The sequence below is a fragment of the Pseudocalidococcus azoricus BACA0444 genome, from assembly GCF_031729055.1.
GTDB lineage: Bacteria > Cyanobacteriota > Cyanobacteriia > Thermosynechococcales > Thermosynechococcaceae > Pseudocalidococcus > Pseudocalidococcus azoricus.
The window spans coordinates 33,835-56,507 of sequence record NZ_JAVMIP010000010.1; the positions used below are offsets into that span (position 1 = coordinate 33,835).

The 22,673-nt window shown below is 46.5% G+C and carries 27 protein-coding genes; 10 read left to right on the forward strand and 17 right to left on the reverse strand.

All coding sequences use genetic code 11. The features are described from left to right. Positions 1-83 precede the first annotated feature (83 nt). The 4 genes from RIF25_RS10475 (at position 84) to RIF25_RS10490 (ending at position 4,679) form a co-directional block, all read left to right on the forward strand. Positions 84-296, forward strand: a complete 213-nt coding sequence (locus tag RIF25_RS10475; RefSeq protein WP_322878486.1) for a helix-turn-helix transcriptional regulator — start codon at positions 84-86, stop codon at positions 294-296. A gap of 195 nt (positions 297-491) precedes the next feature. Continuing rightward, positions 492-2,942, forward strand: coding sequence for a hypothetical protein (locus tag RIF25_RS10480; RefSeq protein WP_322878487.1), 2,451 nt, complete (start codon positions 492-494; stop codon positions 2,940-2,942). 260 nt (positions 2,943-3,202) lie between these two features. Next, on the forward strand, positions 3,203-3,949 hold the full coding sequence (locus RIF25_RS10485; RefSeq protein WP_322878488.1) for a DEAD/DEAH box helicase: 747 nt from the start codon (positions 3,203-3,205) through the stop codon (positions 3,947-3,949). Then, positions 3,894-4,679, forward strand: coding sequence for a DEAD/DEAH box helicase (locus RIF25_RS10490; protein ID WP_322878489.1), 786 nt, complete (start codon positions 3,894-3,896; stop codon positions 4,677-4,679). Before RIF25_RS10485 ends, RIF25_RS10490 begins: the two co-directional genes overlap by 56 nt. A gap of 288 nt (positions 4,680-4,967) precedes the next feature. Here the strand turns inward: RIF25_RS10490 and RIF25_RS10495 are convergent, their stop codons facing one another. Beyond that, complete coding sequence (locus RIF25_RS10495; RefSeq protein ID WP_322878490.1) at positions 4,968-5,183, reverse strand: hypothetical protein; 216 nt, start codon at positions 5,181-5,183, stop codon at positions 4,968-4,970. A gap of 216 nt (positions 5,184-5,399) precedes the next feature. Here RIF25_RS10495 and RIF25_RS10500 point away from each other — a divergent pair, with 216 nt between their 5' ends. The 3 genes from RIF25_RS10500 to RIF25_RS10510 all read left to right on the forward strand — a co-directional run bounded on the left by RIF25_RS10500 (position 5,400) and on the right by RIF25_RS10510 (position 6,472). Beyond that, positions 5,400-5,861, forward strand: a complete 462-nt coding sequence (locus RIF25_RS10500; protein ID WP_322878491.1) for a hypothetical protein — start codon at positions 5,400-5,402, stop codon at positions 5,859-5,861. Between the two features lie 76 nt (positions 5,862-5,937). Beyond that, on the forward strand, positions 5,938-6,114 hold the full coding sequence (locus RIF25_RS10505; protein WP_322878492.1) for a hypothetical protein: 177 nt from the start codon (positions 5,938-5,940) through the stop codon (positions 6,112-6,114). Positions 6,115-6,205: 91 nt separating this feature from the next. Continuing rightward, on the forward strand, positions 6,206-6,472 hold the full coding sequence (locus tag RIF25_RS10510) for a hypothetical protein (RefSeq protein ID WP_322878493.1): 267 nt from the start codon (positions 6,206-6,208) through the stop codon (positions 6,470-6,472). A 129-nt stretch (positions 6,473-6,601) separates the two neighbouring features. On the opposite strand, the gene RIF25_RS10515 is transcribed toward RIF25_RS10510, so the two are convergent. The 3 genes from RIF25_RS10515 to RIF25_RS10525 all read right to left on the reverse strand — a co-directional run bounded on the left by RIF25_RS10515 (position 6,602) and on the right by RIF25_RS10525 (position 9,443). Further along, the gene (locus tag RIF25_RS10515; protein WP_322878494.1) at positions 6,602-7,273 is read right to left on the reverse strand and encodes a hypothetical protein; all 672 of its coding nucleotides are present in this window, start codon (positions 7,271-7,273) and stop codon (positions 6,602-6,604) included. A gap of 471 nt (positions 7,274-7,744) precedes the next feature. Then, a complete protein-coding gene (locus RIF25_RS10520; protein ID WP_322878495.1) occupies positions 7,745-9,070 on the reverse strand; it encodes a phage holin family protein in 1,326 nt (441 codons plus the stop codon). Between the two features lie 34 nt (positions 9,071-9,104). After that, a complete protein-coding gene (locus RIF25_RS10525; protein ID WP_322878496.1) occupies positions 9,105-9,443 on the reverse strand; it encodes a hypothetical protein in 339 nt (112 codons plus the stop codon). Positions 9,444-9,819: 376 nt separating this feature from the next. Between RIF25_RS10525 and RIF25_RS10530 the strand changes: the two genes are divergently transcribed. Beyond that, positions 9,820-10,554: a lecithin retinol acyltransferase family protein gene (locus tag RIF25_RS10530; protein WP_322878497.1), complete on the forward strand. Its 735-nt coding sequence runs from the start codon at positions 9,820-9,822 to the stop codon at positions 10,552-10,554. Between the two features lie 31 nt (positions 10,555-10,585). Here RIF25_RS10530 and RIF25_RS10535 read toward each other — a convergent pair whose 3' ends face one another. The 3 genes from RIF25_RS10535 to RIF25_RS10545 all read right to left on the reverse strand — a co-directional run bounded on the left by RIF25_RS10535 (position 10,586) and on the right by RIF25_RS10545 (position 12,567). After that, complete coding sequence (locus tag RIF25_RS10535) at positions 10,586-10,879, reverse strand: HigA family addiction module antitoxin (protein WP_322878498.1); 294 nt, start codon at positions 10,877-10,879, stop codon at positions 10,586-10,588. Beyond that, on the reverse strand, positions 10,879-11,157 hold the full coding sequence (locus RIF25_RS10540; RefSeq protein WP_322878499.1) for a type II toxin-antitoxin system RelE/ParE family toxin: 279 nt from the start codon (positions 11,155-11,157) through the stop codon (positions 10,879-10,881). The genes RIF25_RS10535 and RIF25_RS10540 overlap by 1 nt, the downstream gene beginning before the upstream one ends. Positions 11,158-11,607: 450 nt before the next feature. Further along, positions 11,608-12,567, reverse strand: a complete 960-nt coding sequence (locus tag RIF25_RS10545; protein WP_322878500.1) for a DUF362 domain-containing protein — start codon at positions 12,565-12,567, stop codon at positions 11,608-11,610. Positions 12,568-12,746: 179 nt separating this feature from the next. Here RIF25_RS10545 and RIF25_RS10550 point away from each other — a divergent pair, with 179 nt between their 5' ends. Both RIF25_RS10550 and RIF25_RS10555 read left to right on the forward strand, forming a co-directional pair. Next, the gene (locus tag RIF25_RS10550) at positions 12,747-14,090 is read left to right on the forward strand and encodes a four-carbon acid sugar kinase family protein (RefSeq protein WP_322878501.1); all 1,344 of its coding nucleotides are present in this window, start codon (positions 12,747-12,749) and stop codon (positions 14,088-14,090) included. Positions 14,091-14,258: 168 nt separating this feature from the next. Then, complete coding sequence (locus RIF25_RS10555; RefSeq protein WP_322878502.1) at positions 14,259-14,354, forward strand: hypothetical protein; 96 nt, start codon at positions 14,259-14,261, stop codon at positions 14,352-14,354. Between the two features lie 148 nt (positions 14,355-14,502). On the opposite strand, the gene RIF25_RS10560 is transcribed toward RIF25_RS10555, so the two are convergent. The 10 genes from RIF25_RS10560 to RIF25_RS10605 all read right to left on the reverse strand — a co-directional run bounded on the left by RIF25_RS10560 (position 14,503) and on the right by RIF25_RS10605 (position 22,571). Next, positions 14,503-15,258 carry a phycobilisome rod-core linker polypeptide gene (locus RIF25_RS10560; RefSeq protein ID WP_322878503.1) on the reverse strand — a complete coding sequence of 252 codons (756 nt, stop codon included), beginning with the start codon at positions 15,256-15,258 and terminating at the stop codon, positions 14,503-14,505. 42 nt (positions 15,259-15,300) lie between these two features. Continuing rightward, positions 15,301-16,041 carry a phycobilisome rod-core linker polypeptide gene (locus tag RIF25_RS10565; RefSeq protein ID WP_322878504.1) on the reverse strand — a complete coding sequence of 247 codons (741 nt, stop codon included), beginning with the start codon at positions 16,039-16,041 and terminating at the stop codon, positions 15,301-15,303. A 2-nt stretch (positions 16,042-16,043) separates the two neighbouring features. Further along, on the reverse strand, positions 16,044-16,877 hold the full coding sequence (locus tag RIF25_RS10570; RefSeq protein ID WP_322878505.1) for a phycobilisome rod-core linker polypeptide: 834 nt from the start codon (positions 16,875-16,877) through the stop codon (positions 16,044-16,046). Positions 16,878-16,934: 57 nt separating this feature from the next. Next, positions 16,935-17,612 carry a HEAT repeat domain-containing protein gene (locus RIF25_RS10575; protein WP_322878506.1) on the reverse strand — a complete coding sequence of 226 codons (678 nt, stop codon included), beginning with the start codon at positions 17,610-17,612 and terminating at the stop codon, positions 16,935-16,937. A 2-nt stretch (positions 17,613-17,614) separates the two neighbouring features. After that, positions 17,615-18,502, reverse strand: a complete 888-nt coding sequence (locus tag RIF25_RS10580) for a HEAT repeat domain-containing protein (protein WP_322878507.1) — start codon at positions 18,500-18,502, stop codon at positions 17,615-17,617. Between the two features lie 12 nt (positions 18,503-18,514). Beyond that, positions 18,515-18,754 (reverse strand): phycobilisome linker polypeptide, encoded by a 240-nt coding sequence (locus RIF25_RS10585; RefSeq protein WP_015125149.1) that lies wholly within the window; start codon positions 18,752-18,754, stop codon positions 18,515-18,517. 47 nt (positions 18,755-18,801) lie between these two features. Continuing rightward, a complete protein-coding gene (locus RIF25_RS10590; RefSeq protein WP_322878508.1) occupies positions 18,802-19,665 on the reverse strand; it encodes a phycobilisome linker polypeptide in 864 nt (287 codons plus the stop codon). A gap of 140 nt (positions 19,666-19,805) precedes the next feature. Further along, positions 19,806-20,294, reverse strand: coding sequence for a phycocyanin subunit alpha (gene cpcA, locus RIF25_RS10595; protein WP_015125151.1), 489 nt, complete (start codon positions 20,292-20,294; stop codon positions 19,806-19,808). 79 nt (positions 20,295-20,373) lie between these two features. Beyond that, positions 20,374-20,892, reverse strand: a complete 519-nt coding sequence (locus tag RIF25_RS10600) for a phycocyanin subunit beta (RefSeq protein ID WP_322878559.1) — start codon at positions 20,890-20,892, stop codon at positions 20,374-20,376. Between the two features lie 677 nt (positions 20,893-21,569). Beyond that, the gene (locus RIF25_RS10605; RefSeq protein ID WP_322878509.1) at positions 21,570-22,571 is read right to left on the reverse strand and encodes a GntR family transcriptional regulator; all 1,002 of its coding nucleotides are present in this window, start codon (positions 22,569-22,571) and stop codon (positions 21,570-21,572) included. Positions 22,572-22,673 lie beyond the last annotated feature (102 nt).

The following is a 22,673-nucleotide window of genomic DNA, read 5'->3' on the forward strand; positions in this document are numbered from 1 at the left end:
CATTATCCCATTTTGTTTTTCATTATCCGTCCCATGCAATGAAATCTTTGCTAGACTCAAAGAGTCCCTGTAGAGCTAACATAATGCAGCAACATTTAGAATTACCCACCACTGGTTTCTTACGTCTAAATCAAATTTTGCAGATTATCCCAATTGGAAAATCTACGTGGTGGGCTGGCGTGAAAAGCGGACGTTTTCCCAAGGGAGTCAAACTCTCTGTTCGCACGACTGTTTGGAAGGTAGAGGATATTCGCAGTTTAATTAAAACAGCAGGAGGTGAAGCGATTAGCTACTAAAAAATTTCCCCCTTTAGCTTGGAACTAAAGAGGGCAGAACTTCTTTCAGAGAGAAAGAAAGAATAGAAAAGGTTTTCTTATTTATACGGCTATTTTATCACAAATGCAAGCCCTGCAAGGGTTTTAGGGGATTATACTATCCCGCTTTCTTTCTCTCCAACGGTTTAAACCCTAAAAAAAGTTGGAGAAATATACATGATTGATACAAAAATTAGAACCTTTTTGAAAGGTCGTGGCATTCCAGAAATGGATGCTGCAAGGCTTGGTATTCGCTACGTCACCTACAAAGAGGCTACTACTCAGCTTGGTTTCGGCACTTGTTCTACGAGTCCTGATGGTGTCATTTTCTTTCCCTTTGCGCCAGGCAGTAAATTTGGGGCTGCCCGAAATTGGTATAACTCCAAAGAGGCTGAAGCGCATCACCTCGCTCAACTTAATGAGTGGCAGACCTCTCAAGGAAAAAAGCAATTTAAGCACGTTCCCAAATACCTGCTTCCATCAGGTACGAAGGCAGGGGTTCTTTATGATCCCTACACTATTCTGCGCCCTGAAACTCAGCAACCCATAATTCTTGGGACTGAGGATGTAATCGGGGCAGAGAAGGCAGCTATTCGAGGGATACGGGTTATATCCACATTTGGAGTTTGGCTGGGACTTAAGGCAGATGTGGAAGCAAGTAAAGACCCTGATTGGCGGCACAGCCTGGAGGGTAAGTTCCCCGCCTATCTCGCAGACAGTGACGCTATTCATAAGCCTTCTGTTGCAGCGGCGTTAATTCGTACTGGCATTTTGATTAAGTGCCGAATTGGTTGTTTTCCGGCGCAGGGTAAAGACAAAGTTGGCTTTGATGAATGGTTGGACGCTAACCCTACGGCTACGGCGGAAACCTTGCAGGCACTTGTCTCAGAAAATGCGATGGGCGTGTTTGAATGGCTCGCAACCTTGCTTCCTTCTCATGTCAACTGGTTACAGGAGCGGGGCTATGTTGACACCGAAGCAACCTTAATTGCTGGCAAGGTCAAAGCTGCTATTCTCTCTGAGTTATTCAAACACTATGAAATTGCTGATCTCCGGGCTAATGGGTTTTATGACAAAGTGCTTAAACCGATTGGCACAAACTTAGAGATACTCAAAAACTATCAACTACAGTCCCAACTGGAAGCTGAAGAGCCTAAATCCCAACCTCTTGCGGAATTGGTTGTTAACCTGTGTACGCAAGAATGTGAGCTTTATCACGATGCAGAAAAAGAGGTTTACGCCGATGTGATTGTTGATGGTTGCCGTCACACATATCGGTTACGTTCAGTCGAGTTTAAGCGGTGGGTTGCTCGGCGGCTGCATGAAAATTTTGGGCGTTGCCTTAACTCCGATGCCTTTACCGCAGCCCGAACCACGCTAGAAGCTGTGGCGACTTACGAAGGCAAAGAGACTAAAGTATGGCTCCGAGTTGGAGACTATAACGGCAAAATCTATCTGGATTTGTGTAACGAAAAATGGCAAGCAGTCGAAATTGATACGCAAGGATGGCGGATTGTTGACTGTCCTCCAGTACGATTTTGGCGGCCTAATTCAATGCTTCCGTTGCCAACTCCTGTTGAAGGTGGAAACTTAGAGGACTTCAAAAAACTAATGGGGCTGGACGCTGACACTCCAGAAGCCAAACGGACTTGGTTTATCCTCGTTACCTTCTGGATTTATTGTCTAACACCCTTTGGTGATTATCCTATTTTGCTGCTGGCAGCGTGTCGGGGCAGTGGTAAAACAACCATTACGGAAGCTATGAAAGGTACGATTGACCCCGGCAAAGCTCCCTTGATTCATATTTCCGGTGATGCCCATAAAGTCGGTGTCGCTGGCTCCCGGCGATGGCTTATGGCTTACGATAACGTGAGCTATATTTCTGAAGCTGAGAGCGATATTCTTTGTCGAGTTGCCACTGGATTCGGACACAGTACCCGCACGTTATTTGAGACCGAAGGGGAAACTAACTTCGACTTTTCCAGGCCCCAAGTGATCACTGCAATTGACCATGTTGTAACTCGTGATGACTTGGCAGATCGGCTCTTGATGGCGCAGTTACCAGAAATTGATAAGTCTAAGCGACTCTCTAAGCAGCATCTCAAAGCCAAGTTAGAGGCAATGAAACCGGGCATATTAGGGGCTTTATTGACCCTACTCTCTCAGGCTCTAGCGATTCGGGAAACCTTAGAGGACAAGGATTTACCTCGGCTGGCAGACTACGGCAAATTGGCGATTGCGGCAGAGCGGGCTTTAGGGATTGACGCTGATACCGAAGAAGGCTTTGTCAAGATTTTCGAGGCAAACCGTGAAATGTCCCGACAGGTGGTTCTGGAATCTTCGCCAGTTGCAGGAGCAATTATGGGACTAGTTTCAGACCTTCAATCTCATGGGGGCTATGAAGGGACGGCTACTGACCTTTTGAGCGTACTGGAAACCCGTGTTCAGCATGGCGCAACTAGCCTAAAGTCTTGGACCAAGGCTCCAAACTCCCTAGTTCGGCAACTGAACCGCCTTAAACCCGACCTCAAGGCTTGCGGTATCGAAATCCAGTTCGGGCGCAACATGAAGACCAACGAGAAGACTATCCATCTTCAAAAATTACTTCCAGAAAGCCGGGAGCAGTAAGACAGGTAAAAATATCGGAAATATCGTTAATACCGTTAGTAAATCCCTGAAAGCCTTGCACCATAAGGGTTTCATTCCTAACGGTATTATCGTCAGTCTTAACGATATTGGTTTAAGTATCGTAAGTTCTGAAAGCTTTGCGGCATATAGTTTCTACGCTTAGTGCATAGCGTTCTAACGATATTAACGATATTTTCACCTGCTTTACTGCTTGGCAGATTGGCGAACTAACTCGCCTACTTATGCGGATTTGAACAGACGTGGTTTTTCTTATTCATTCAATTCAAGGAAAACCAAGAATAAAACTACGTTCTTATCAAGAGAAAATCATCAATGAAGTCCACGCTTCGCAATCACGCCGCATTGTGATTTATGCGCCGACAGGTGCGGGGAAAACGGTTATTGCTTGCCGCCTCATCCGAGACCTGTTATCTCAAGGTTTACGCATATTGGTCTTGGTGGATCAAGTGACACTAATTGACCAAACTAGCGAAAAGTTGAAGGCATGGAATATTCTGCACGGGTTCATCAAATCTGGAAAACCGGAAAATTCTGCGCCTCAAATACAGGTGGCAAGTACGCAAACCCTGTCCAGGCGGCACAAGTGGAAAGTACAACCCTTTGATGTGGTGATTTTAGATGAGTGCCACACGACTGCATTTAGTCGGGCAGCTAAAACTCTCCGTTCACTGATGCCCAATGCACGTCACATTGGACTGACTGCAACTCCTTGGCGATCTGCAAAGCACGAAGGCTTAGGGGATGTTTTTGATGAGTTAATTAAAGCCCCCCTCCCTTCTGACCTGATAAATATGGGCTTTCTAGTGCAGCCTGTATACTACCAGTTAGCTGAGGTCAATTTGAAGGGGGTCAAGGTTAAGTGTGGTGACTATGACCTAAACAGACTTGCGGTTGTATGCAATACCCCAGAGCAGGTGAAACTGGCTATCAGTGAGTATCAGAGACTCGCCTTTAACCGACCTGCAATATTTCGCTGTCAATATTGAACACGCTGAAGCACTTGCAGAGGAAGCTAGACGGCAAGGGATAAAAGCACAGGCAATTACAAGCCTAACTGCGCCTAAAGATAGGGAGAAATTTCTAGGTGACTATGCTTCTGGTCATCTCACATTTCTAGCTAGTTGTGGCTGTCTCAGTGTTGGTTTTGATGCACCTCATGCCTCTGTAGTGTTGATGTGCCGCCCAACAAAATCCCTGATTGTGTACTTACAGCAGCTAGGACGAGTTCTGCGTCCATCGCTAGGGAAAAAAGATGCTCTGGTGTTGGATTTTGCTGGGAATGTGTTTGCACACGGTCGTGTGGAAGATATTAAAGATATTGCGCTAGATCATGGGGGAGTTGCCCCTAAAGGTACTGGAAAACCACCAATTAAGCTTTGCCCGACTAGCCAAAAAGATCGGGACGGTAAAGTTGGTTGCAGTGCTCTCGTTCCTCTGTTTAGTTCTCAGTGCCGACATTGTGGTTATCTTTTTGGGAAACAAAAGGCAACTCCAACGGGACAGCTTCAGCAAGCTACCAACAATAAGGCAGCTATTAGGCAGTTTTTTGCGGTCGCCAAACAGCAGGGAAAAGATAAGCGATGGCTTTATGCCAAGTTGCACAGCCTCTCAAACCTTACTCAATCTGATTTTGAGTTGTACGGAACCTTGAGGGGTTACAAGAAGCCAAAGGGATGGGCATACTACCAGATGCAGGAGTTAAAACAGAGAGCTTAGGAGTGTTTTTATAACTGAGTAGGTACTGGTTTTGTGCCTACTTGGTATGAACACCCTTAATGTATTTAGTCCATGCAAAAAAGTAAATCAGCGTGGACTTTCGTTTTACAGCACTTTCGGCATCTATTTGGTACATTCAAGCCTTGAATCTAATTCAAAACAGGGGTGTAGCACCTTAAGCTGTACCAGTCCAATATCGAATCCGCTGTATCTCTGCGCTGTAAGACACGAAATTGAATGTGACGCACATACTCCCTAAACTTGAAGTTGAGTGATAAGTATAAATACTTACTCTTTGTTTTGTGCAGCTAGTTCCCGATCAACTGCTTCTTTTAGAACTTTCCGCAACCAAGTCAGTCTTTCGGCGGTTGGTAGCGAATAGACATAATTGCCTACAGATTGACCGACACGCACACTAATCGGTTTGGGATACCAAGACTCATCAGGTTTTGCGCCTGGCGTATAACGTGGCTTGAGATTGCGGTTTTGTGGTCTATCTGACATGACATTCATTAGTTCAACAACTTCACTCTACACTAGAACTCAATGTTACATAGAGATAAGCTGTGGTTATCCATTCTCGTATGTTACATAGAAAATGCTAATATTCAAATCATTAATTCTCTATGTCACATAGTAGATAATAAGGATATAAACAAAGAGAGCGCAAGTCGCCAAACTAGAACGCTCTCTCTACCCCAAGTAAGAGGTCTTTATATTATGTCTGCTAATTTCTCTGGTATTCAAGTCGCTAAATCTGCACAGGATTTGATCTACTCCGTATCTAATGCCATTCGTATCTTGGGACGCAAATATAACGCTCTCAAGGTTCAAGTCTGGTTCAACTGCGTTTATGTCTGGGCTAAGGGTCAAGTTTCCCGCCTTGTCAGCAAGTCTAAATTTCGGCATCAGTTTGTAGATTTCCGCAAAGCTGGCAGCAAGGTTTTGGAAGTTACTAAGGACTTATTTGAACCGAACACTTACCACGTTTACAACCCTGTTAAAGATTCTCGTCACCACGTCACTATTGAGCGTTCCCATAAGTCACCGCTGCAATGTACCTGTGAGGACTATAACAGCCAACTTCAGGTCTTGGGTAAGGGTGTCTGTAAGCATGGCTACGCTATTTTATCTGAGCTTGGGTACTCATCCCTTGCGGACTATTTAGGCGTAACAAGCTAAAGCAATTCAGACAGTCAGGGGATGCTGCTAAATCCCCATCGCTACACCCACCTAGTTTTTTAAGGATTAAACGATCATGACTTATTCGCAATATCTGGATCGGCTTCGTGAACAGCAAGATGAGGATCGGGCTAAGGCTGAGATGGATCAAGATTTTGATTGGCTTTGTGAAAATAAACCGATTGATGACCCTGACCCGATTCTGCACCCTGATTTATTCGATGAGAACGGCAATTTGATTGATGAGTGGTAACTAACTGTAGAGCTTTGCTCGTGCATAGCTGCCTCTGGGGATGGGCTTAAATCCCCGCCTAAATTGCCCTACAACTACTGGAGAATCACCAATGAACGCAACATTACCTAATGTCAATCCTGAAGCCTTAGAACCGCCTATAATGCCTGGAGAATGGTCACTGAAACAAATTGAATCTGCGCTGAGTCGTCCACTGCCTCAATGTCTGTTAGCGCAGCGCAAACAAGGTGGCACGACGTTAACCTATATCCCCTGGCATACTGCCAATAAAATCCTGTCGAAATACTGCCCAGGTTGGACGTGGCAGATTACACAGATTCAGTTATCTGACAGTCGCTTGTTTATGGTCGAGCAGTGATGGGTTAATTGTCCGGTCTGCTACGGGGACTGAGAGCTTAGATTGTAGTTCCTATGGTGATCCATCTAGCAACGCTGAATCTATGGCATTTAGGAGGGCTTGCGCTCGGTTTGGCTTAGGGCTGTATCTTTACGACAAGTAATCACTTCGGGCCTGGGTAAGCCTAAAAACTGCCGATGTTGTTTGTTGAGGGTTGAATCTAAAATTAGAAGACGAAGTAGGTTTATTTCTAAATGCAAACCACCATACTCCAAAGATACTAACAACTATAATAAGTGAGAGAATAGTTATTAATTTAATATTATTAAAATTTTCTAATCCTTCTTCAAAATAATTACTCAACTCCTCTGATAATCTAGCAATACAACTTTCCATTACATCTACCACATGATCTTTTGCTTGCATAAATCTCTTGCGGTATAACTCAAGTTGCTTGTCGTTCCTTGTGTAATTGGTAAATTCAACTCCAGTATTTTGAAATTTAACACAACTATTCCAGAGTTTTTCACGTTCTTCCTTCAATAATTTCCTAAGCCATCCAATCTTTAATTTTTTTCGAAAAAGAACTGATATAAAGAATTTAAAAGCACCATCTCCATAAAAATCATTTATAATTTTCTCGCAATCTATAATCGCTTTGTCAAATACAAAGACTACAGAATATGGACTAAATTGATCAATAACACATTTCAATTCGCTTTCACCATAATCTCCTTGCACTTTTTCGTACAAGAAAAACTTAGAAAAATCGTCACCTAATTTCGTAACAACATCCGCAATGTCGTCTGCTAATTTGTTCATTAGTACTTACTTCTCAATGAAAGTCTCTCTACTTAAACATATATCTATTTTTTTCGAAATCTAGCATGGTTCTCTAGCTGATCTTTTTATTATTTGGTTTTACTTAATTATTCATTTGTACTTCTTAACTATCTAATGCACACCTTTCAGACTAGAGTTACAGATGCCTTTTTCTAAAAATGTGAGTGTCTGTGCAATTTATAGTATGCAGCCTCTACTAGCGGTAATGAGTCGGTGTCATAGTTTAGTGCTGCGGCATAGTTTGGACACTCTCGTTTATAAAGCCTGTTTGATTGTATGGCACAAATAAGATAATTGCTATGCACAATAGGGTAATAGAATTGGCATTGATTAGGCTCAAATATCTTTTATAACTTGCCAATTAAATGAATTCCCCTAGTTCTACCTATGGATAAACCAAAAGCAAAATTACATGAAGCTCTCCAAAATTCTCATTACCGCTGAAAATGCTTAGAGTTTAGTAAATTGAATACCATGATCACCTGGGTAATGACTTTGGTGCAAGTTACGTCCAAACCAAATTTCGTCTGGTATGCGTTCGGGAAAAGCAGTACAAGCTCTATAGGGGTTATTAGAGTCTGATTCGGATAGATGTAAACAATTTGAACAAACTGGACTAAATCTGTACTGTTCTACATCTAAGTTCTTTCCAGCAGGTAATTGAGGAGGTGCAGAATAAATTTGTCTATAAGTGCCTGTGTATTCTAGAAGTATTGATGCGCCAAAACTGGAGCTTCCATACAAGTTAGAATTTTCAGCTAAAAAGTCTTGAATAACTTTTATCGTTTTTCTTAGGTATTCGATGGATTTTTCTAAATTCTCCTTTTCTTTTCTCCTTGCGTCATTTAAATCACCTGAAAGATACTCACTTTCGATTTTCTCTTCTAGTTGATGAATTGACTTTCTCAGGCCAGAATTAATTGCTTTTCCTAACTCATAGGCAAGCTTACGATTATGCACATGAACTTCACGCACCGTTGCAACGAGCTTGGCTCCCTGTAAGACAACCAAATCAGGAGCATCTTTGAGTAATGTGCCTAAAACTCCTCCGGTGACTCCTCCTATAAGAGCACCCCCTCCAATAATGACTGCTACCCCACCAGCCATTCCAAAGCCACCTACTGCAATAGCACCCCCACCTAATGCAGCTAAAACAGAACTTGTAGCGGCAGCCCCATAGAGTCCAGCAGGAGCCAACAAGCCCACTACAGCAGGTATTGCAAAAGGAGCTAAAAGCGCAAAAAGTGCCGCACCAACAAGCAACCACCAAAAAAGATTTCCACCTCCTTTTATTCCTTTAATTGCTTCTTCAAAGAAGTCTTTTAGGCGCAGACATGAAACAGGATCAAGGCAAAGATATTCAGAAATGTATTTGATTTCTTCTATCCAGCAATCATCTGTAAAGAAGTTTCCACGATCAGCCTTGAGATTTTCATACTCTTTATTGTTGCAATCATCCTTTTCAAAAATAAAATAAGGGTTAAATACGATCAATTCAATAAGAATTGTGATTCTATCAATGAGCCTTGATTGATGCTTTAGTAATTCATTTGAATAATCGAATAAATGTTCTTCATCTAATGAATTTACTTTCTTGTTGGCAAGGCTAGCTAGAAATTCTTCAATATAATTCTTCCAATTTTTTGCCCAAGTTTTTTTAAGCCTTCTTATGTTTATGTTTTCTTCTCTTTCTACATCCTGTAGAGTTAGATAATACTGATAACTAGACATTACTAGGTATTCTTGCCAATCCAACTTAAATAGGTTACTGTCCATGTTTTAATTTCCTCGCCAATTATCTGCTTACTTTCTAAATCCTTGGAGTTACGAGTACCCCAAATGCTCTAATCATTGCTGACTCACCACCCCAAGCCCTTCTCACGTTTTCAGGGTCAAGTATTCGATAATTTCCAAATACATTGTTGCGTTGTAGTCTCCAGCCATGAATATTCCCTAAATCAGTCCAAAATACATAGCCTCCCATTGTAGGCATTGGAATATTGGGTAGTTCTCCTAAGCTCTCAAGTAGTCTTCCTATGGCTTGCGGGTCTTCCGCTAATCGAGTCAAAGCCTGTAAAGCTATAAGCTGTGTCATTTTATACATTTTTTGCTGCAATGATTTAAGTGAGGTTCTCAAAACTACAATCATCCTAGATAAGTTATTTGGGTAGCATGGTAGTTCATTAAACAAAATCAACTTAAATATTTTTAAGAATTTAGTAGTTTTATTAAGGATTTTGGTGTTTCTTTGCGCTTAAAAGATGTCTATAGGATGTACATCTTTGTCAAGCAGTGGAATTTCGGTAGTTATACGGTATGTGGTCTCTTGCCGCTTAGTTCATACTTCACAGCAAACCTCTAGTAACGGTTATAAGAATTATGTCCTCCTATACTCCTAAGCTTGGCGATCATCTTTTTTATGGCTGTGGAGCCCTACGCTCATCATGGAATTTACTGCGGTGATGTCCTGCGGAATGGTCGAAAATACGTTGATGTGGTGATTCACTACGAAGGTAAGGTCAAAGGTGGACAAATCCGGGGGATTAGTTATTCCAAAATTTGCCCAAGACAATAATGTTCAATGTGTCAGATATGCTGACAATGCTTCTTCTGCGCCAAATATAGTTGTTGAGAGGGCAGTCAGTCGGCTCGGTGAGTCAGGGTATAGCTTACTGTCCAATAACTGCGAACATTTTGCGGCGTGGTGTAAGACAGGTAAACATCAAAGTGAGCAAGTTAAGAATGGAGTTGCAGTTGGTGCAGGTGCGCCATTAGCTGGAGCCGCTGTTGCTGGTAGTTTAGGCGTAGTTAGTGGAGTAGGCGCAGCAGCCGGATTAAGTGGGGCGGGAATTATGTCCGGTCTAGCAACAGTTGGCGGTGCTATCGGAGGTGGTGCTGTTGCTGGAGTTGGCGCATTGGGTGCGGCCCCTGCTTTTGTTACTACTCTCGCAATGAACCAAGTCCTCAAAGATGATGAAACTTTACCCCAAGAAGAACGAGATGCAAGAGGAGCAGGACGACTAGCAACAAAAGTCGGTGCAGTGGGGGGTAGTGCCATAGCTTTGGGAGCGATTGCTGGTGCTGGAACTACTGGAGTTAGCGCAGTGGGAATAACTACTGGTTTAGCAACTATTGGCGGCACAGTTGGGGGAGGCATGGCGGCTGGGGTAGCTCTCACTGTTGCGGCTCCGGCTGTTGCGGCGGCGGCATTAGGCTTTGGCATTTACAAGGCAGTGCAGTGGTTCAGTAGCGAGAGTTAAACCCTTAAATGACTTCCCCTAGGTTTACTGTTCATGCAGCATCAAACTCTACTTTTTGAACAGCATCGAGGTTAACTGACTGCCTGGCCTGCCAAAGATCGTAGTTATCCTGCATAGAAAGCCAACTTTCCGGGGAACGTCCTAGAGCTATAGATAAGCGCAATGCCATTTCTGAGCTAATCCCACTTTTGCCGCTAAGGATGCGATTCAGCGTAGAGGGAGAGACACCTAGCTTTTCGGACAACTTGCGCCCAGAAATGTTGAAGGGTTCCAGGTAAACATCTCGAATAAATTCTCCAGGGTGAGGTGGATTGTGCATTGTCATTAGTGGTAATCCTCATAGTCCAGTACATACACATGACCGCCATGAAACTCAAAGGTGATCCGCCAATTGCCATTAACCCAAATTGACCAGCGTTCTTTCGCTGCACCCTTGAGCCGATGTAACTTAAATCCTGGGATATTCATGTCCTCGATAGTAGTAGCAGTGTCCAAGGCTGTAAGTTGCATTCTTAGGCGTTTGGCGTGAGTAGGCTGTATTCCTGACGTACTACCTGTTTCATAAAACTTTTTTAGCCCCTTATGCCGAAATGACTGGATCATGGGCTGATCATAGCGTGGTGCGCTTCGTGCAACAACTATTTTGAGTTTGTACTTGTCACAGGGGATGCGAACAGTGCTTTACAAAAGTTATTCAAGCTAAATAAGTTCTGTGCGAAGGCTGGGTGCGCTGTGTATAGTTTCTAATCATTGTCGGTGCTTCAAGGTTCAAGCACTATATGGATAGGGGTAATTTTAGGGGTAATTGCTTTTTTGAGACAAGTGAGAACGCTTTTCTGGAAAGTCTTTTAGAGGTTATTTCGATGGACTCCGCCCCCATCAAACATCTATCTGAGACAGTCTGATGTACATTAACAAATTATGTACATTAACAAATTATTTGAAGTCGTTAACAAATTAGTGTCGTCATAACAACAGTCTGTCATTCTCACCCTGGCACCAGGAGAACCCATCAACTGGGCATACTGACCAAAGCAAAGCCTCCATCTGGCCTTAAACCCGGCCGTAAGTTGAGAGGGGTTCTTTGATCCAGCGCACGTATAAGTGCTTAAAGGTAGATTTCAAAACCCGAGGCGCGCCAAAATCAATCGGAACTAGTTGGGACGGAAATTGCCAATCATCAATTTGCAAGTCTTGGGGCTTGAGGAGAGGAAATTCCGCTTGCGCTAAATCCACGGACAGACCCAGTTCTGCGGTGGCCTTGAGGGTCGGGACTTGGTCAAAGTCGGCCTGGAGAATCGTGGCAATGGCTTGGTCAAGAGCAAAAACATTGGTAGAAGCTCCTAAAAGATTGAGGGGACGGGGTTCGCCACCACTGGGGCCGTTCCCTTCATGTCCAATAATCCCATCCATAATCGTTAAATCCGGCTGAATCGCCCTGGCAGTTTCCACTAGCATCCGTCCAAACCGATCTCGGTCTTTGCCCGCTTCCATGTGCCACCAGGCCTTCATTTTTCCCGGTACACAACCAAACAGGTTTTTCACCCCCATTGTCAGGGTCAGTTGGACATGGGATTTAACTTTGGGCAGGTTAATGATCACATCGGCGGACATCGCTTCTTTGGAAAGACGGAGATGATTAAATTCCTGGCTAACGGTTTCGTATCGCTCTCCATGAAATTCAATCACAGGCAGTTGCAAATCTTGAATCACCGGTAAATAGCCATTAGCGCGAGCTACACCCAAGGCAGTTCCAAAGGCCGGGCCATCCCCCAAAAACGGCTGACCACCCACTGCTCGGATCATCTGCGTCAGGCAATAGACAATTTCGGGACGGGTGACACATTCTTTCGTGGGTCTGGCTCCGGTTAGCAAGTTGGGTTTTAAGAGAACCCGATCCCCTGGTTTGACAATTGCGGCCAGGCCACCCAAGGGGGCTAATAATTCTGTTAACTTGGCTGCTAACTCCTGATAGTCATAATTTGTGTGTTGCACTAGACTAATCACGGTCATTGCCACATCCCCAATTCTTTCTGACTTTACTGTACCGACTCCCGCCAATTTTTCCCAGGCCTGGATTCCCTATGAATTGAATTGATTGGCTAGGTGGAAAGCAATAAATTTTGACACGATTCAGAGCCAGAAAAATTAGAGAATAGGGTATTGCTTCTCCCACGTAAGGAGTTGATACCGTGACCCTGGCCCCCGCCCAACCCAAAATTATTGTTCTCGATGACGACCCCACTGGCTCCCAAACCGTTCACAGTTGTCTGTTATTAACTCGCTGGGATACTGAGACCTTGCGCCTGGGTCTGGAAGATGCTGCGCCAATTTTCTTTATTTTGACCAATACCCGCGCCCTGCCCCCTGACCAGGCCCAAACCATTACCACCGAAGTCTGCCAAACTCTGAAAATAGCCTTAGTCGAAACTGGAATTAGCGATTTTCTCGTGGTTAGTCGGTCGGACTCTACTCTGCGGGGCCACTACCCAATCGAAACCGATGCCATTGCGGCAATCCTTGGCCCCTTTGATGCTCATTTTCTAGTGCCAGCCTTTTTTGAAGGGGGCCGCTTCACACAAGACAGTATCCATTACCTGATCATTAATGGCGTTCCCACCCCAGTTCACGAAACGGAATTTGCCCAAGACTCAGTGTTTGCCTATCACCATAGCTATCTGCCCGATTATGTAGCCGAAAAAACCCAGGGTAGAATCCCGGCGGATCAGGTGGTGCGGTTTTTAGAAGCTGATATTCAACAGGGTGTCCAGGCCCAACTCCAAGCCCTCCATGACAATCAATGTGTGGTGGTAGATGCGGTCAACCAGGCCCAGATGAATCAATTTGCTGAGGATAGTCTTGCGGTTGCGGCCAGCGGTAAACGTTTTCTCTTTCGCAGTGCGGCTAGTTTACTCACCGGACTGGCCCAACTCCCTCCCCAACCGATTCCCGCCACTGAGATGGGACAATTGCGCCGTAACTCCCGGCCGGGGGCGATTATTGTCGGTTCCCATGTCCGCAAAACCACAGAACAGTTAATGGCCTTACTTAAGGAACCCGGCCTGGTTGGCATCGAACTGGATCTTGAACCCCTTGCCAGCAATCAAGCCGCCGCCTCAACTCTCTTAGAAACAACCTTGGCTGAGATTTATGAGGCTTTTCAGGCTAACCTAACTCCAGTAATTTACACTAGCCGCCAAGAATTAAGCTTTCCCGATACTGCCACCCGTCTAGCCTTTGGCCTGGTTGTGTCCCAACTGTTGATGGATATTGTCCAGGCCTTACCAACAGACATGAGCTTCCTGATTAGCAAAGGGGGAATTACCTCCAATGATGTCTTAAGCACGGGTCTAAACCTGCCCACGGCTCGCCTCCTCGGACAAATTTTGCCAGGTTGTTCTGTGATTCAAACCCCCGCTGACCATCCCAAATTTCCCAAGCTCCCCGTGGTCTTATTCCCTGGCAATGTCGGCGATCAACAAGCGCTAGCAACTATTTATCAGCGATTTTCTACAGCAACCCCTTCTCTTGCTTAACTATAGCATTACTCATTTAGGGTGAGATGGGGACAAGTCAGAAAATGCTTTATGAGCAGTCTTTTTGACATTTCTACTCTCTCAGAACAGTCTGCGTAACGCTATAGATCCAGAAGTCCTCAAACTGTAGGCAACTCACCAACCGCCATTGAGGAGTAAGTTAGGTCTTTGACTGCTCAAAAGTTAGAATCATTGGGTAAGACGTTGCTCGAGTTGGAAGATATTTCAGAGTTCCAGGCCTGGTTAAAAACCTTCAATAACTAACAACTCTGGTGGCAAAGTTAATGTTTCTTCAATAACGATGGTCAAAGGATACTGAACAGGGCCTGGGGGATAGCCAGTCAATAAAAAAGAGAGAGCTATATTATTAACCCTCTCTTCTTGGAAATTATTAGTGCTCGATCAGCCCAAATTATTTCCGTTTCGGCACTTTGTTCATGTAATCAATTTCAAAGGAAGACAGCCGTTGGGCATAGCGGGGTGTAGGCGCAATTGCGTTCGCCATACTCCGGAATTTACGGGGATCTCCTTCCCGAAGTTGGCGCATTTCGTACTTGCGGCTGTAGAACTGCTCAAGGGCAAACCGCCAATCGGTCGTTGTTGTGCCCACTTTATCCCGATACTCATAACCGTAACGAGGCATAACCAAATTAAACGGCCGACCTTCCATCCGTTTCCGTTGATAAGGAACGGTATAGTCCCCAAAAGCCGCCGTATATTCCTCAGAATCAATCAACACATCTAGAAAGCCATGAAACCCCAGAGTCCCAATCTTGATAGACCAAGCAATCTTCTCGGCTTCGTTGTAGGCTGCCCGGCCCAAAAAGCGCTTCAGGCAAATATCTACCAGCCGATAGTTATCATTGACGGCCACGACGGTGTTGTAGAACCGCTCAGATTTAGCCAGGCCCCGGATAAAGTCCCGCACTGAAATCGCCCGATTGCTCACCTGAGACTCCAGGGTGACTTGGCGATTAAACTTGAGAGTTGCATGCTCACTAAACACTTGCCGGTAGGCAGCCCAAATGACCTGTTGCATTTCCCCAGGCGAGCCAGCGTCCTCAATCCGATAAATGTAAGGGGTATCCTCATCTAAATCAGCAGGGCCAAAACTGGCAACCCGATGATTTTGAGTAGTCGGTTTATAAGCCAATAGCGGTAAACTCATGCAGATCTCCCAAATAAAAGCAGAAATTTATAGCGGTCAAGGTCAACGTAACGGAAAGGATGCGGTCGAGTTAATCGAGGCTAGGGCAGTCCCAGAACCATCCCGACTCATATCTGGAATCTTAATATTGTCCGTCTTGACAGAATTATAGCGGAGGGGTGTAACCTGGACGGTGCGGGCCATCGCCAAAAAGTTCTTAATGTCACCCCATTTATACCGCCCATCTTCCAATTTATTGCGCCAATAGTCAGCATAGCGAGGCGTGACTAAATTGAATGGCCGATCTTGATAGCGGCGACGTTGGTACGGAACCGTGTTGTCACCGAAGTTTTGGCTATATTCGTCACTGTCCACCAGCGCATCGACAAAACCATCCCAGCCTTCGGTGGCAATCCGAATTGACCAGGCCAGTTCTTCATCTTTGTTATAGGGGGAACGTCCCAAAATCCGTTTTAGGCCCACTTCAACCAAGCGGTAATTAGAATTAGTTTCCACCAAAAGACGACGCAGCACTTCAGACTTAGCCAGGCCCCGGATAAAGTCTCGGACAGAGATGGCCCGGTTACGCAATTGTGACTCTAGGTTTCCCTGGCGATAGCTTTGCAACAAAACGTGCTCACTAAACACCTGTCGGTAGGCCGCCCAAATCAATTCATCGAGATCACTAGCCTCGGGAGCATCCACCAAGGAATAAAGCCGGGGCGTATCTTCATTAGCTACTTCAAAACCAGTTACCCGCTGATTCTGAGAACTGGGGCTATAGGCAAGTAAAGGAATAGACATGGTTACACCTGGGGATTACGAGGAAGATAACGGTAGGGCAAAGCAGTTGGGGCTGGTTTAATCGCCACTCGATCCGTCCGGCCAGAGACAGTGGAATTGGGAACTTTCACTAAGCTAGAGGTTGCCCGAGCCACATGGCGTTGAGTATCTTGGGTGGGGGTGAGAACACCGCGAGCCATGGAGAGAAAGTTACCAGGAATGGCCTGGCGAATCACCCGCCTGTCCAGGGGGCCAACGCTATAGTCCCGCACGCGATAGTAGGACAGACCACTGACTTTGAGTTCTTGATTGCGCCAATAGTCGCCATAACGGGGATTTACCAGGTTAAAGGGACGGGTCATCCGCCGCCGCCGTTGATAGGGGACAATATCGTTGCCAAAGTTTTCTTGATATTCGTCACTGTCCACAATCGCATCAATTAAGCCATTGAGACCTTTGGTGGCGGCAATAATAGACCAAGCAATTTGCTCCCCTTGATCATAGGTGGGACGACCCAGAAAGCGTTTGAAGCTAATATCCACCAGCCGATAGTTGGAATTGGTATCCGCCACCAATTGTCGATAAACTTCGGATTTCCCCAGGCCGCGGATAAACTCTTGCACAGAAATGGCCCGGTTCCGCAGTTGGGACTCCAAGAAAGGTTGCCGATAGCTTTCCAGGATTAAATGCTCACTAAAAATCTGCCGATAGGCCGCCCAGATTAAGGCATCCACATCGGTATTGGAGGTGGCATCTGTAAGCCGATAGAGGACTGGATCATCATCCGCAGCCACTTCATAACTGGCAACCCGTTGGTCTTGGGTACGGGGATGGATGGGGAGGAGGGGCAAAGCCATAGGTTTGTTCCTTTGCGGGATAACGATAAATTGAGAGAATTAAAGCAACACGGAAAGTTAAGGGGCAGCACTGAAAGCAGGCAACATTGGGTCACAATCTCTGAGGGCAGAAGAACGGGCAAATAGCTGTATCCGGGCCCGCACTGCTACATCCGAATCACACTGGGCTAAGGTTTGCAGCAAAGTTAAAAGCCGCTCTCCCAAAGACTCATCCCTAACTTGGGGTAACAGATGAGTCGCCGCGACAACAGCCGCATAGCGCAATGCCCAATCACTCTCTAGAACTAGTTGTTCCAAAGCCACAATTACTCGGGCCTGGGCAGACAGAACTTGGACATCAGCAACTAAGTGCCAATCTAAGCCTCCTAACCCCTTCGTTGCAGCTCGCCGAACACTCGGTGCAAAATCACTGAGGGCGGCTTGCAGCAGAATCTCCAAGGCATCGGGATGGGCAATCATCGCTAAGGCCCGAATCGCATAGGCCCGCGCCCCATAGTTGTAGCTGTCCAGGCCAGTGAGTAGGGGTTGAACTGCGGCATGACCCAACCGCACTAAGCCATTCATCGCCACGAGGGCTGCCCCAGGATTGTTATAGCCTAGGACTGCCATTAGTGGAGGAATCGCTTCCAGAGAGCCGGTTGCAGCCAAAGCTTCCACAGACTGGATTAAGCCTGCTGGGGTTTCCGCTTGTTCAACCGCTTGGATGAGGGACATGAGGGATGTTGCAGTAGCCATAATTAAAGCAACCCATCCATCAACATCAGTAATTCAGTTAACTCAGGAGGAAAATCGGACTGGGACAAATCAACAACACGCATCGCCCCCTGCACTAGGCCCCGAAGCGCGATCAGCTTAAAGCTGTTTTCTACCGCTGCTCCGGCAATGGCACTGGCGGCTGGTAAATATCCGGTTGCCCCCAAATCCAATAGGGCCGAACGTCTTAATTGCACATCCGGTGAATTGAGGGCTTGGATCAACAGTTCTGCCGCCGCGGCATCTCCAGTAAGCTGGCAGAGGGCCCGCGCTGCTGCAAACTTGACCCGATCCATCGAGTGATTCAGGAAGGGACGAATTTCAGGAACAGCATCCTTGGCCTGGAGTTGACCCAAACTTTCCAATACCGCTTCATAGGGCTGGATCAGGTGGGGGCGACCGGGGACAAATTGGGCTGCAGCAACACCACCAGCTAAAAGTTCCAATAACGGAGGAATCGCCACCAAATCACCTAACTGACCCAAGGCCTGGGCTGCTGCCTCTCGAACATAGAAATCCTCACAGGCCAGGCAAGCAATCAAAGGACTCACAGCCCGTAAATCCCCAAGCTTGCCCAAGGCCCGAGCAGCATTGCGCCGGAGCGGATAGCCGCCCAATTCTGTCCGATCTGCTTGATCCGCCAAGGCCTCAATCAAGGCCGAAACCGCTTGGGCGCGCAACTCTGGGGTAACTTGAGCTTGGCGACCAAACTTCCCCAACCACCAGGCCGCATAGTAGCGCAGACTTGTATCCGCATGACTCAATTGAGCCACCATCTGTAAAAAGATAGTCGCAGAATCAGCCTCACCACTGGGCACCCGGGGAGGATTGAGAGCAGGACTAGAAAAGGCGGACAAGAGGGAAGTCGTCATCACCCAGCCGTCCTAACCCTCAGCAACTAAAGGAGTAATGCTGACGATTTTGCCGCCCAATCGGGAAATCCGCTGCATTTCTTCATTCATCCGGCCATAGGGAACCGTGACAAAGGTGCTGCCACTGCGGCGAATCGGGAAGCCTTGTTTATCAGCCTCTTCGTTCTGCCGTAACCCAACGACTTCATAACGAAACACCCGTCCAGAGGAAGGACTACTCGCGGTGCTGCTGGTAGCAGTTTGACCAAACATGTAAAAACTCCCAACAATGGTGAACTGAGATTGAAGAGACCCTGACCCTAAGCAGGATTAACGCTGACAATACGCCCGCCGGTGCGATGAATCTGCTGCATTTTCGGCAACAGTTGCTCAAAGGGGACAAGATAAGCGGTGCTGCTGCGGCGAACCCCAGGATAGCCAGCCCCCCGAATACCAGCAACCTCTAACCGATAAATCCGACCGCTTTCACCATAGGAACCCCCTAAGCAGTTTTTCGGCGGGACATCATCGGTAGCAGCATAGAAGGCAAAGCTCCCATCGCTACTGGAAGGAGGCATGATTGTGGAGGCATTATTGCTGGCCAAATCCCGAGCTAAACGAGAGTGGGTACCGCCAGACTGGGAATTATCACTACTGGCATAGCCCCGATAAAGCTGGAACATCCGGGTAAAGCCAACCGTGCGGCCGCCAGTTTGGACATCAAAACCCCGATAGTAGGGCACCACAGCATCCCCAAAGTTATCGGTATATTCTTGGGAATCAATGTAGGAATCAATATCGGCATCAAATCCCTGCTCTTGATACAAATCCAAGTGATAGATCACCTCTGATTCGTCATAGGGAGGCCGCCCCAACAAATGCTTGTAGTTGAGTTCAATAACTCGGGTTTGGAAACTGTTATAGAGAAACTTGTTTTTATATAGGTCTGACTTGGCCACAGCCCGGACAAATTCCCGGACTGTGATCTTGCCATTGCGCAAAAGAGATTCAGCAGAAGCCAAACGCTCCGACTGCATCAAATAATCATTGCCTAAAACTTGACGATACACGGCCTGGATAACCGCCTCGACATCATCATCACTCCAGCTAGACCGTAACTCAACCGGGGCCGCATTGCTATAGGCGGACGTTCCCAGACGAGAAGCTGCTGCGGTAATCGCCACGACGCATTCTCCTGCTAAAGATCAAAGTGGACAGGTGGACTAAAAACAGGCCCGGCGCAGTCAACAAAGGATTAGAGTTACCCCCAAAATCATCTGCTAACCACCCCGGGCACAACCAAACTAGAACTTAGGAACTAGCTCTAGCTGAGGGCGTTAATGGCATAGTCAAGGTAAGCATTGGCTTCGACAGCAGCTTGTCCGCTCAAACCATGGCTGGCTTTGATGCTTTTGAGGGCTTCTACATACCAGCTAGGAGATAGATCAAAGGTGCTGTTGATTTCAGCCAAACCAGCCACCAAGTACTCATCCAAAGGACCAGTTCCACCAGCCACTAAGGAGTAGGTAACAATCCGCAGGTAGTAGCCGATATCTCGGGCACATTTGGCCTTGCCTTCAGGAGTTGAAGCGTATTGAGATCCTTGCAAAGAGGTGGTGTAAGGAAACTTTTGATACACGGCAGAAGCAGCACCATCAATCAAGCTTTGAGCATTGCTGGTCAAGGCGCGAGCGGCTTCTAAGCTGGCAGCAGCCCGTTTGAACCGACCATCAGCGGCTTGGAGTTCGGTATTGCTGAGGAAACGACCTTGGGTATCAGCGGCGGCAATCGCTTCAGTAATCGGGGTCTTCATAGTCTTGAGATTTCTCCCTTAATAAGTTTCGTGTCTTAGAAAGCGGTCAGGAAAATTTTGGTGTATTCATCCAAGGGGACTAGGCTACAGCAGCAGCAGCCCGATCAAAGTAGCCAGCGACTTCAGAGATCAAAGAGCTGCAATCGCCAGGGACAATACCGTTGGGATCGTTAGCTACAGCAATTGCTGCATCCTTCATTTTAGAGACACCGGTGGCAACAGAAGAACCAGGAACGCCCAAAGCTTGGTAGGTTTCCCGCAGGCCGTTTAAGCAACGATCATCCAACACACTGGAGTCGCCAGCCAAGGTAGCGTAGGTGACATAGCGCAAGATGATTTCCATGTCGCGTAAGCAGGCAGCCATACGACGGTTGGTATAGGCGTTTCCACCGGGCTGAATTAATTGAGGTTGTTCGGCAAAGAGGCTCCGAGCAGCATTGGCAACAATCGTGGAAGCGTTGCTGGTGATACGGTTAACAACATCCAAGCGCTTATTCCCTTCCTTCACCAAGTTGGACAGGGCATCGAATTGGGCACTGGTGAGGAATTCACCCCGGGCATCGGCCTGAGCTACAACTTTGGCAAATGCGTCTAGCATGGATAAAATCTCCTTAAAAAGAAGTCTGGACTTCGTGAGCAATTTATAGAGAGTTAAGGCAACTGCCGAAGCAGCACAAAAGGTTTGTTTCTTAAAGAACTGTTTGATCCACAGGAATCGCCACAATTTAGAAAGGAACCAGGCCTGGGCAATAAACTCTTCTCGCCAAGATAGATTAAGCTGAAATGCTTCAAACTCCAATCTATGTTGCGGTCAGATAATTGCGTACCCTATGTTCGCCATCTGGCCAATTCGGGATTCAAGACAGCCTGTTCAACAGACCCTTCAGGTATTTCTTATACAATGCTGCGGGAATCAGTTTTATCAGAAGTTATCAATTCGTAAAACTTACACAGAAATTTAAATTATTTTCCAACTCTAGCCACGGGTAATCAGCAAAAATGGCTACTTAATGTAAAGTTATGTTTCCTTTCTTAAACTTAGTTCAACTTCCTCTGAGGATTTATGGGTCTAAACTGTAACGAGCAGTCCCTTGGGCGTTTAAGGATAGGCCTGAATTGATGAGACAAATATACTGATGAGAGCATAAAAATCTGGCTCTGGGCCGGGGTAATGAATCTCTCCCCTCAGCAAATTAAGCCGCAGAGACTATGGGGGAGAAAAAAGACCAGAACTCTCAACCTTAAGATCGTGATGTGACCCTTACCAGGCCTGGGCTACGAAGCCTTAATTTCCTCCAAAAAATCCGTTAACCCCAATTCCCGCTTGAGGATATCCACGGAATTAATATCAATGTAGCTCTCACAGCAAATTAAGCGAGGTGGGCGAATTAAGTTTTCCCGGACAGAGGCAATGGTCGCTTTGACATGATCGGAACTGGCACGGTCGCTAATAATTGTGTGGGCCCGGTGAACTAAAGCATTGAGTTTATAGGCATCATTTACCTGGGCAGTCACCAAGAGCAGATCGTCCCCCCGCAAACTGTGGATCATCACCTCCGCCACCCCTAAGGTTCCGGAACTCAGGCTGACCAGGCCCAAGCAACAGCCCGGGGGCAATTTTTGAATGACCTCCAATTCCCGTTGATAGTTATAAATATCAATAAAAAATAACCTGACCCCCTTGGCTCGAGCAATCGCTTCTGTCATGCTGGCAAAGTAACGCACAGTCACCAAGGTCGCCGCACTATCCGGTTGTAGAAGTGTTTCGATCTCTTCGAGATAGATTAACTCCACAGGGACAGGTAGGAGTTGCTGGAGTTCCTGGGTAATTAACTCACCTGCCCCCTGATCATGTTGGGGTACCGTCACAATCACCCGGACTCCTGCTTTTTGCCGAGCTTCAATTTCCGCTAAGAATAATTCCCGGATTTGCCCTAAGGAGTAGCCCATCCCCAGCAAGGTATCTAAACTATCTTGGACAAGGCGATGAACGGGGACTACCGTGGGGCGGGCCCGTCGCGGCATACTATCCTCTTGACCAAGGGCCCGGACATAAATACCTGACCCCACCTGTGCCTTGACCAGGCCTGCCGCCTCTAGGCGTTCATAGACTTTGCTAATGGTATTGCGGTGCAGGCCCGTTTGCATGGCCAATTGGCGGGTACTGGGCAGTCGGTATCCAGGCGGAAACTGGCGCGCCGCAATCGCAAAACTAATTTGGTTAAAGAGTTGGGTGGAGGCCGGAATCTCACTCTCTGGCTGAATGTGAAACTGCACCGCTTGCCCCTCATGCTATCTAAACTGTTCAGTGAATCCTTACGGCTAGAGATTTCTGCCTATGCCAAAGCGATAAAATTACCATCTTAGCCGATGAATTGC

Bases quoted from the DNA above. Each gene is read 5' to 3' on its own strand.
- RIF25_RS10475 (WP_322878486.1), top strand. From the start codon at position 84: ATGCAGCAACATTTAGAATTACCCACCACTGGTTTCTTACGTCTAAAT.
- RIF25_RS10480 (WP_322878487.1), top strand. From the start codon at position 492: ATGATTGATACAAAAATTAGAACCTTTTTGAAAGGTCGTGGCATTCCA.
- RIF25_RS10495 (WP_322878490.1), bottom strand. From the start codon at position 5,183: ATGTCAGATAGACCACAAAACCGCAATCTCAAGCCACGTTATACGCCA.
- RIF25_RS10500 (WP_322878491.1), top strand. From the start codon at position 5,400: ATGTCTGCTAATTTCTCTGGTATTCAAGTCGCTAAATCTGCACAGGAT.
- RIF25_RS10505 (WP_322878492.1), top strand. From the start codon at position 5,938: ATGACTTATTCGCAATATCTGGATCGGCTTCGTGAACAGCAAGATGAG.
- RIF25_RS10510 (WP_322878493.1), top strand. From the start codon at position 6,206: ATGAACGCAACATTACCTAATGTCAATCCTGAAGCCTTAGAACCGCCT.
- RIF25_RS10515 (WP_322878494.1), bottom strand. From the start codon at position 7,273: ATGAACAAATTAGCAGACGACATTGCGGATGTTGTTACGAAATTAGGT.
- RIF25_RS10520 (WP_322878495.1), bottom strand. From the start codon at position 9,070: ATGGACAGTAACCTATTTAAGTTGGATTGGCAAGAATACCTAGTAATG.
- RIF25_RS10525 (WP_322878496.1), bottom strand. From the start codon at position 9,443: ATGATTGTAGTTTTGAGAACCTCACTTAAATCATTGCAGCAAAAAATG.
- RIF25_RS10535 (WP_322878498.1), bottom strand. From the start codon at position 10,879: ATGACAATGCACAATCCACCTCACCCTGGAGAATTTATTCGAGATGTT.
- RIF25_RS10540 (WP_322878499.1), bottom strand. From the start codon at position 11,157: ATGATCCAGTCATTTCGGCATAAGGGGCTAAAAAAGTTTTATGAAACA.
- RIF25_RS10545 (WP_322878500.1), bottom strand. From the start codon at position 12,567: ATGACCGTGATTAGTCTAGTGCAACACACAAATTATGACTATCAGGAG.
- RIF25_RS10560 (WP_322878503.1), bottom strand. From the start codon at position 15,258: ATGAGTTTACCGCTATTGGCTTATAAACCGACTACTCAAAATCATCGG.
- RIF25_RS10565 (WP_322878504.1), bottom strand. From the start codon at position 16,041: ATGTCTATTCCTTTACTTGCCTATAGCCCCAGTTCTCAGAATCAGCGG.
- RIF25_RS10570 (WP_322878505.1), bottom strand. From the start codon at position 16,877: ATGGCTTTGCCCCTCCTCCCCATCCATCCCCGTACCCAAGACCAACGG.
- RIF25_RS10575 (WP_322878506.1), bottom strand. From the start codon at position 17,612: ATGGCTACTGCAACATCCCTCATGTCCCTCATCCAAGCGGTTGAACAA.
- RIF25_RS10580 (WP_322878507.1), bottom strand. From the start codon at position 18,502: ATGACGACTTCCCTCTTGTCCGCCTTTTCTAGTCCTGCTCTCAATCCT.
- RIF25_RS10585 (WP_015125149.1), bottom strand. From the start codon at position 18,754: ATGTTTGGTCAAACTGCTACCAGCAGCACCGCGAGTAGTCCTTCCTCT.
- cpcA (WP_015125151.1), bottom strand. From the start codon at position 20,294: ATGAAGACCCCGATTACTGAAGCGATTGCCGCCGCTGATACCCAAGGT.
- RIF25_RS10600 (WP_322878559.1), bottom strand. From the start codon at position 20,892: ATGCTAGACGCATTTGCCAAAGTTGTAGCTCAGGCCGATGCCCGGGGT.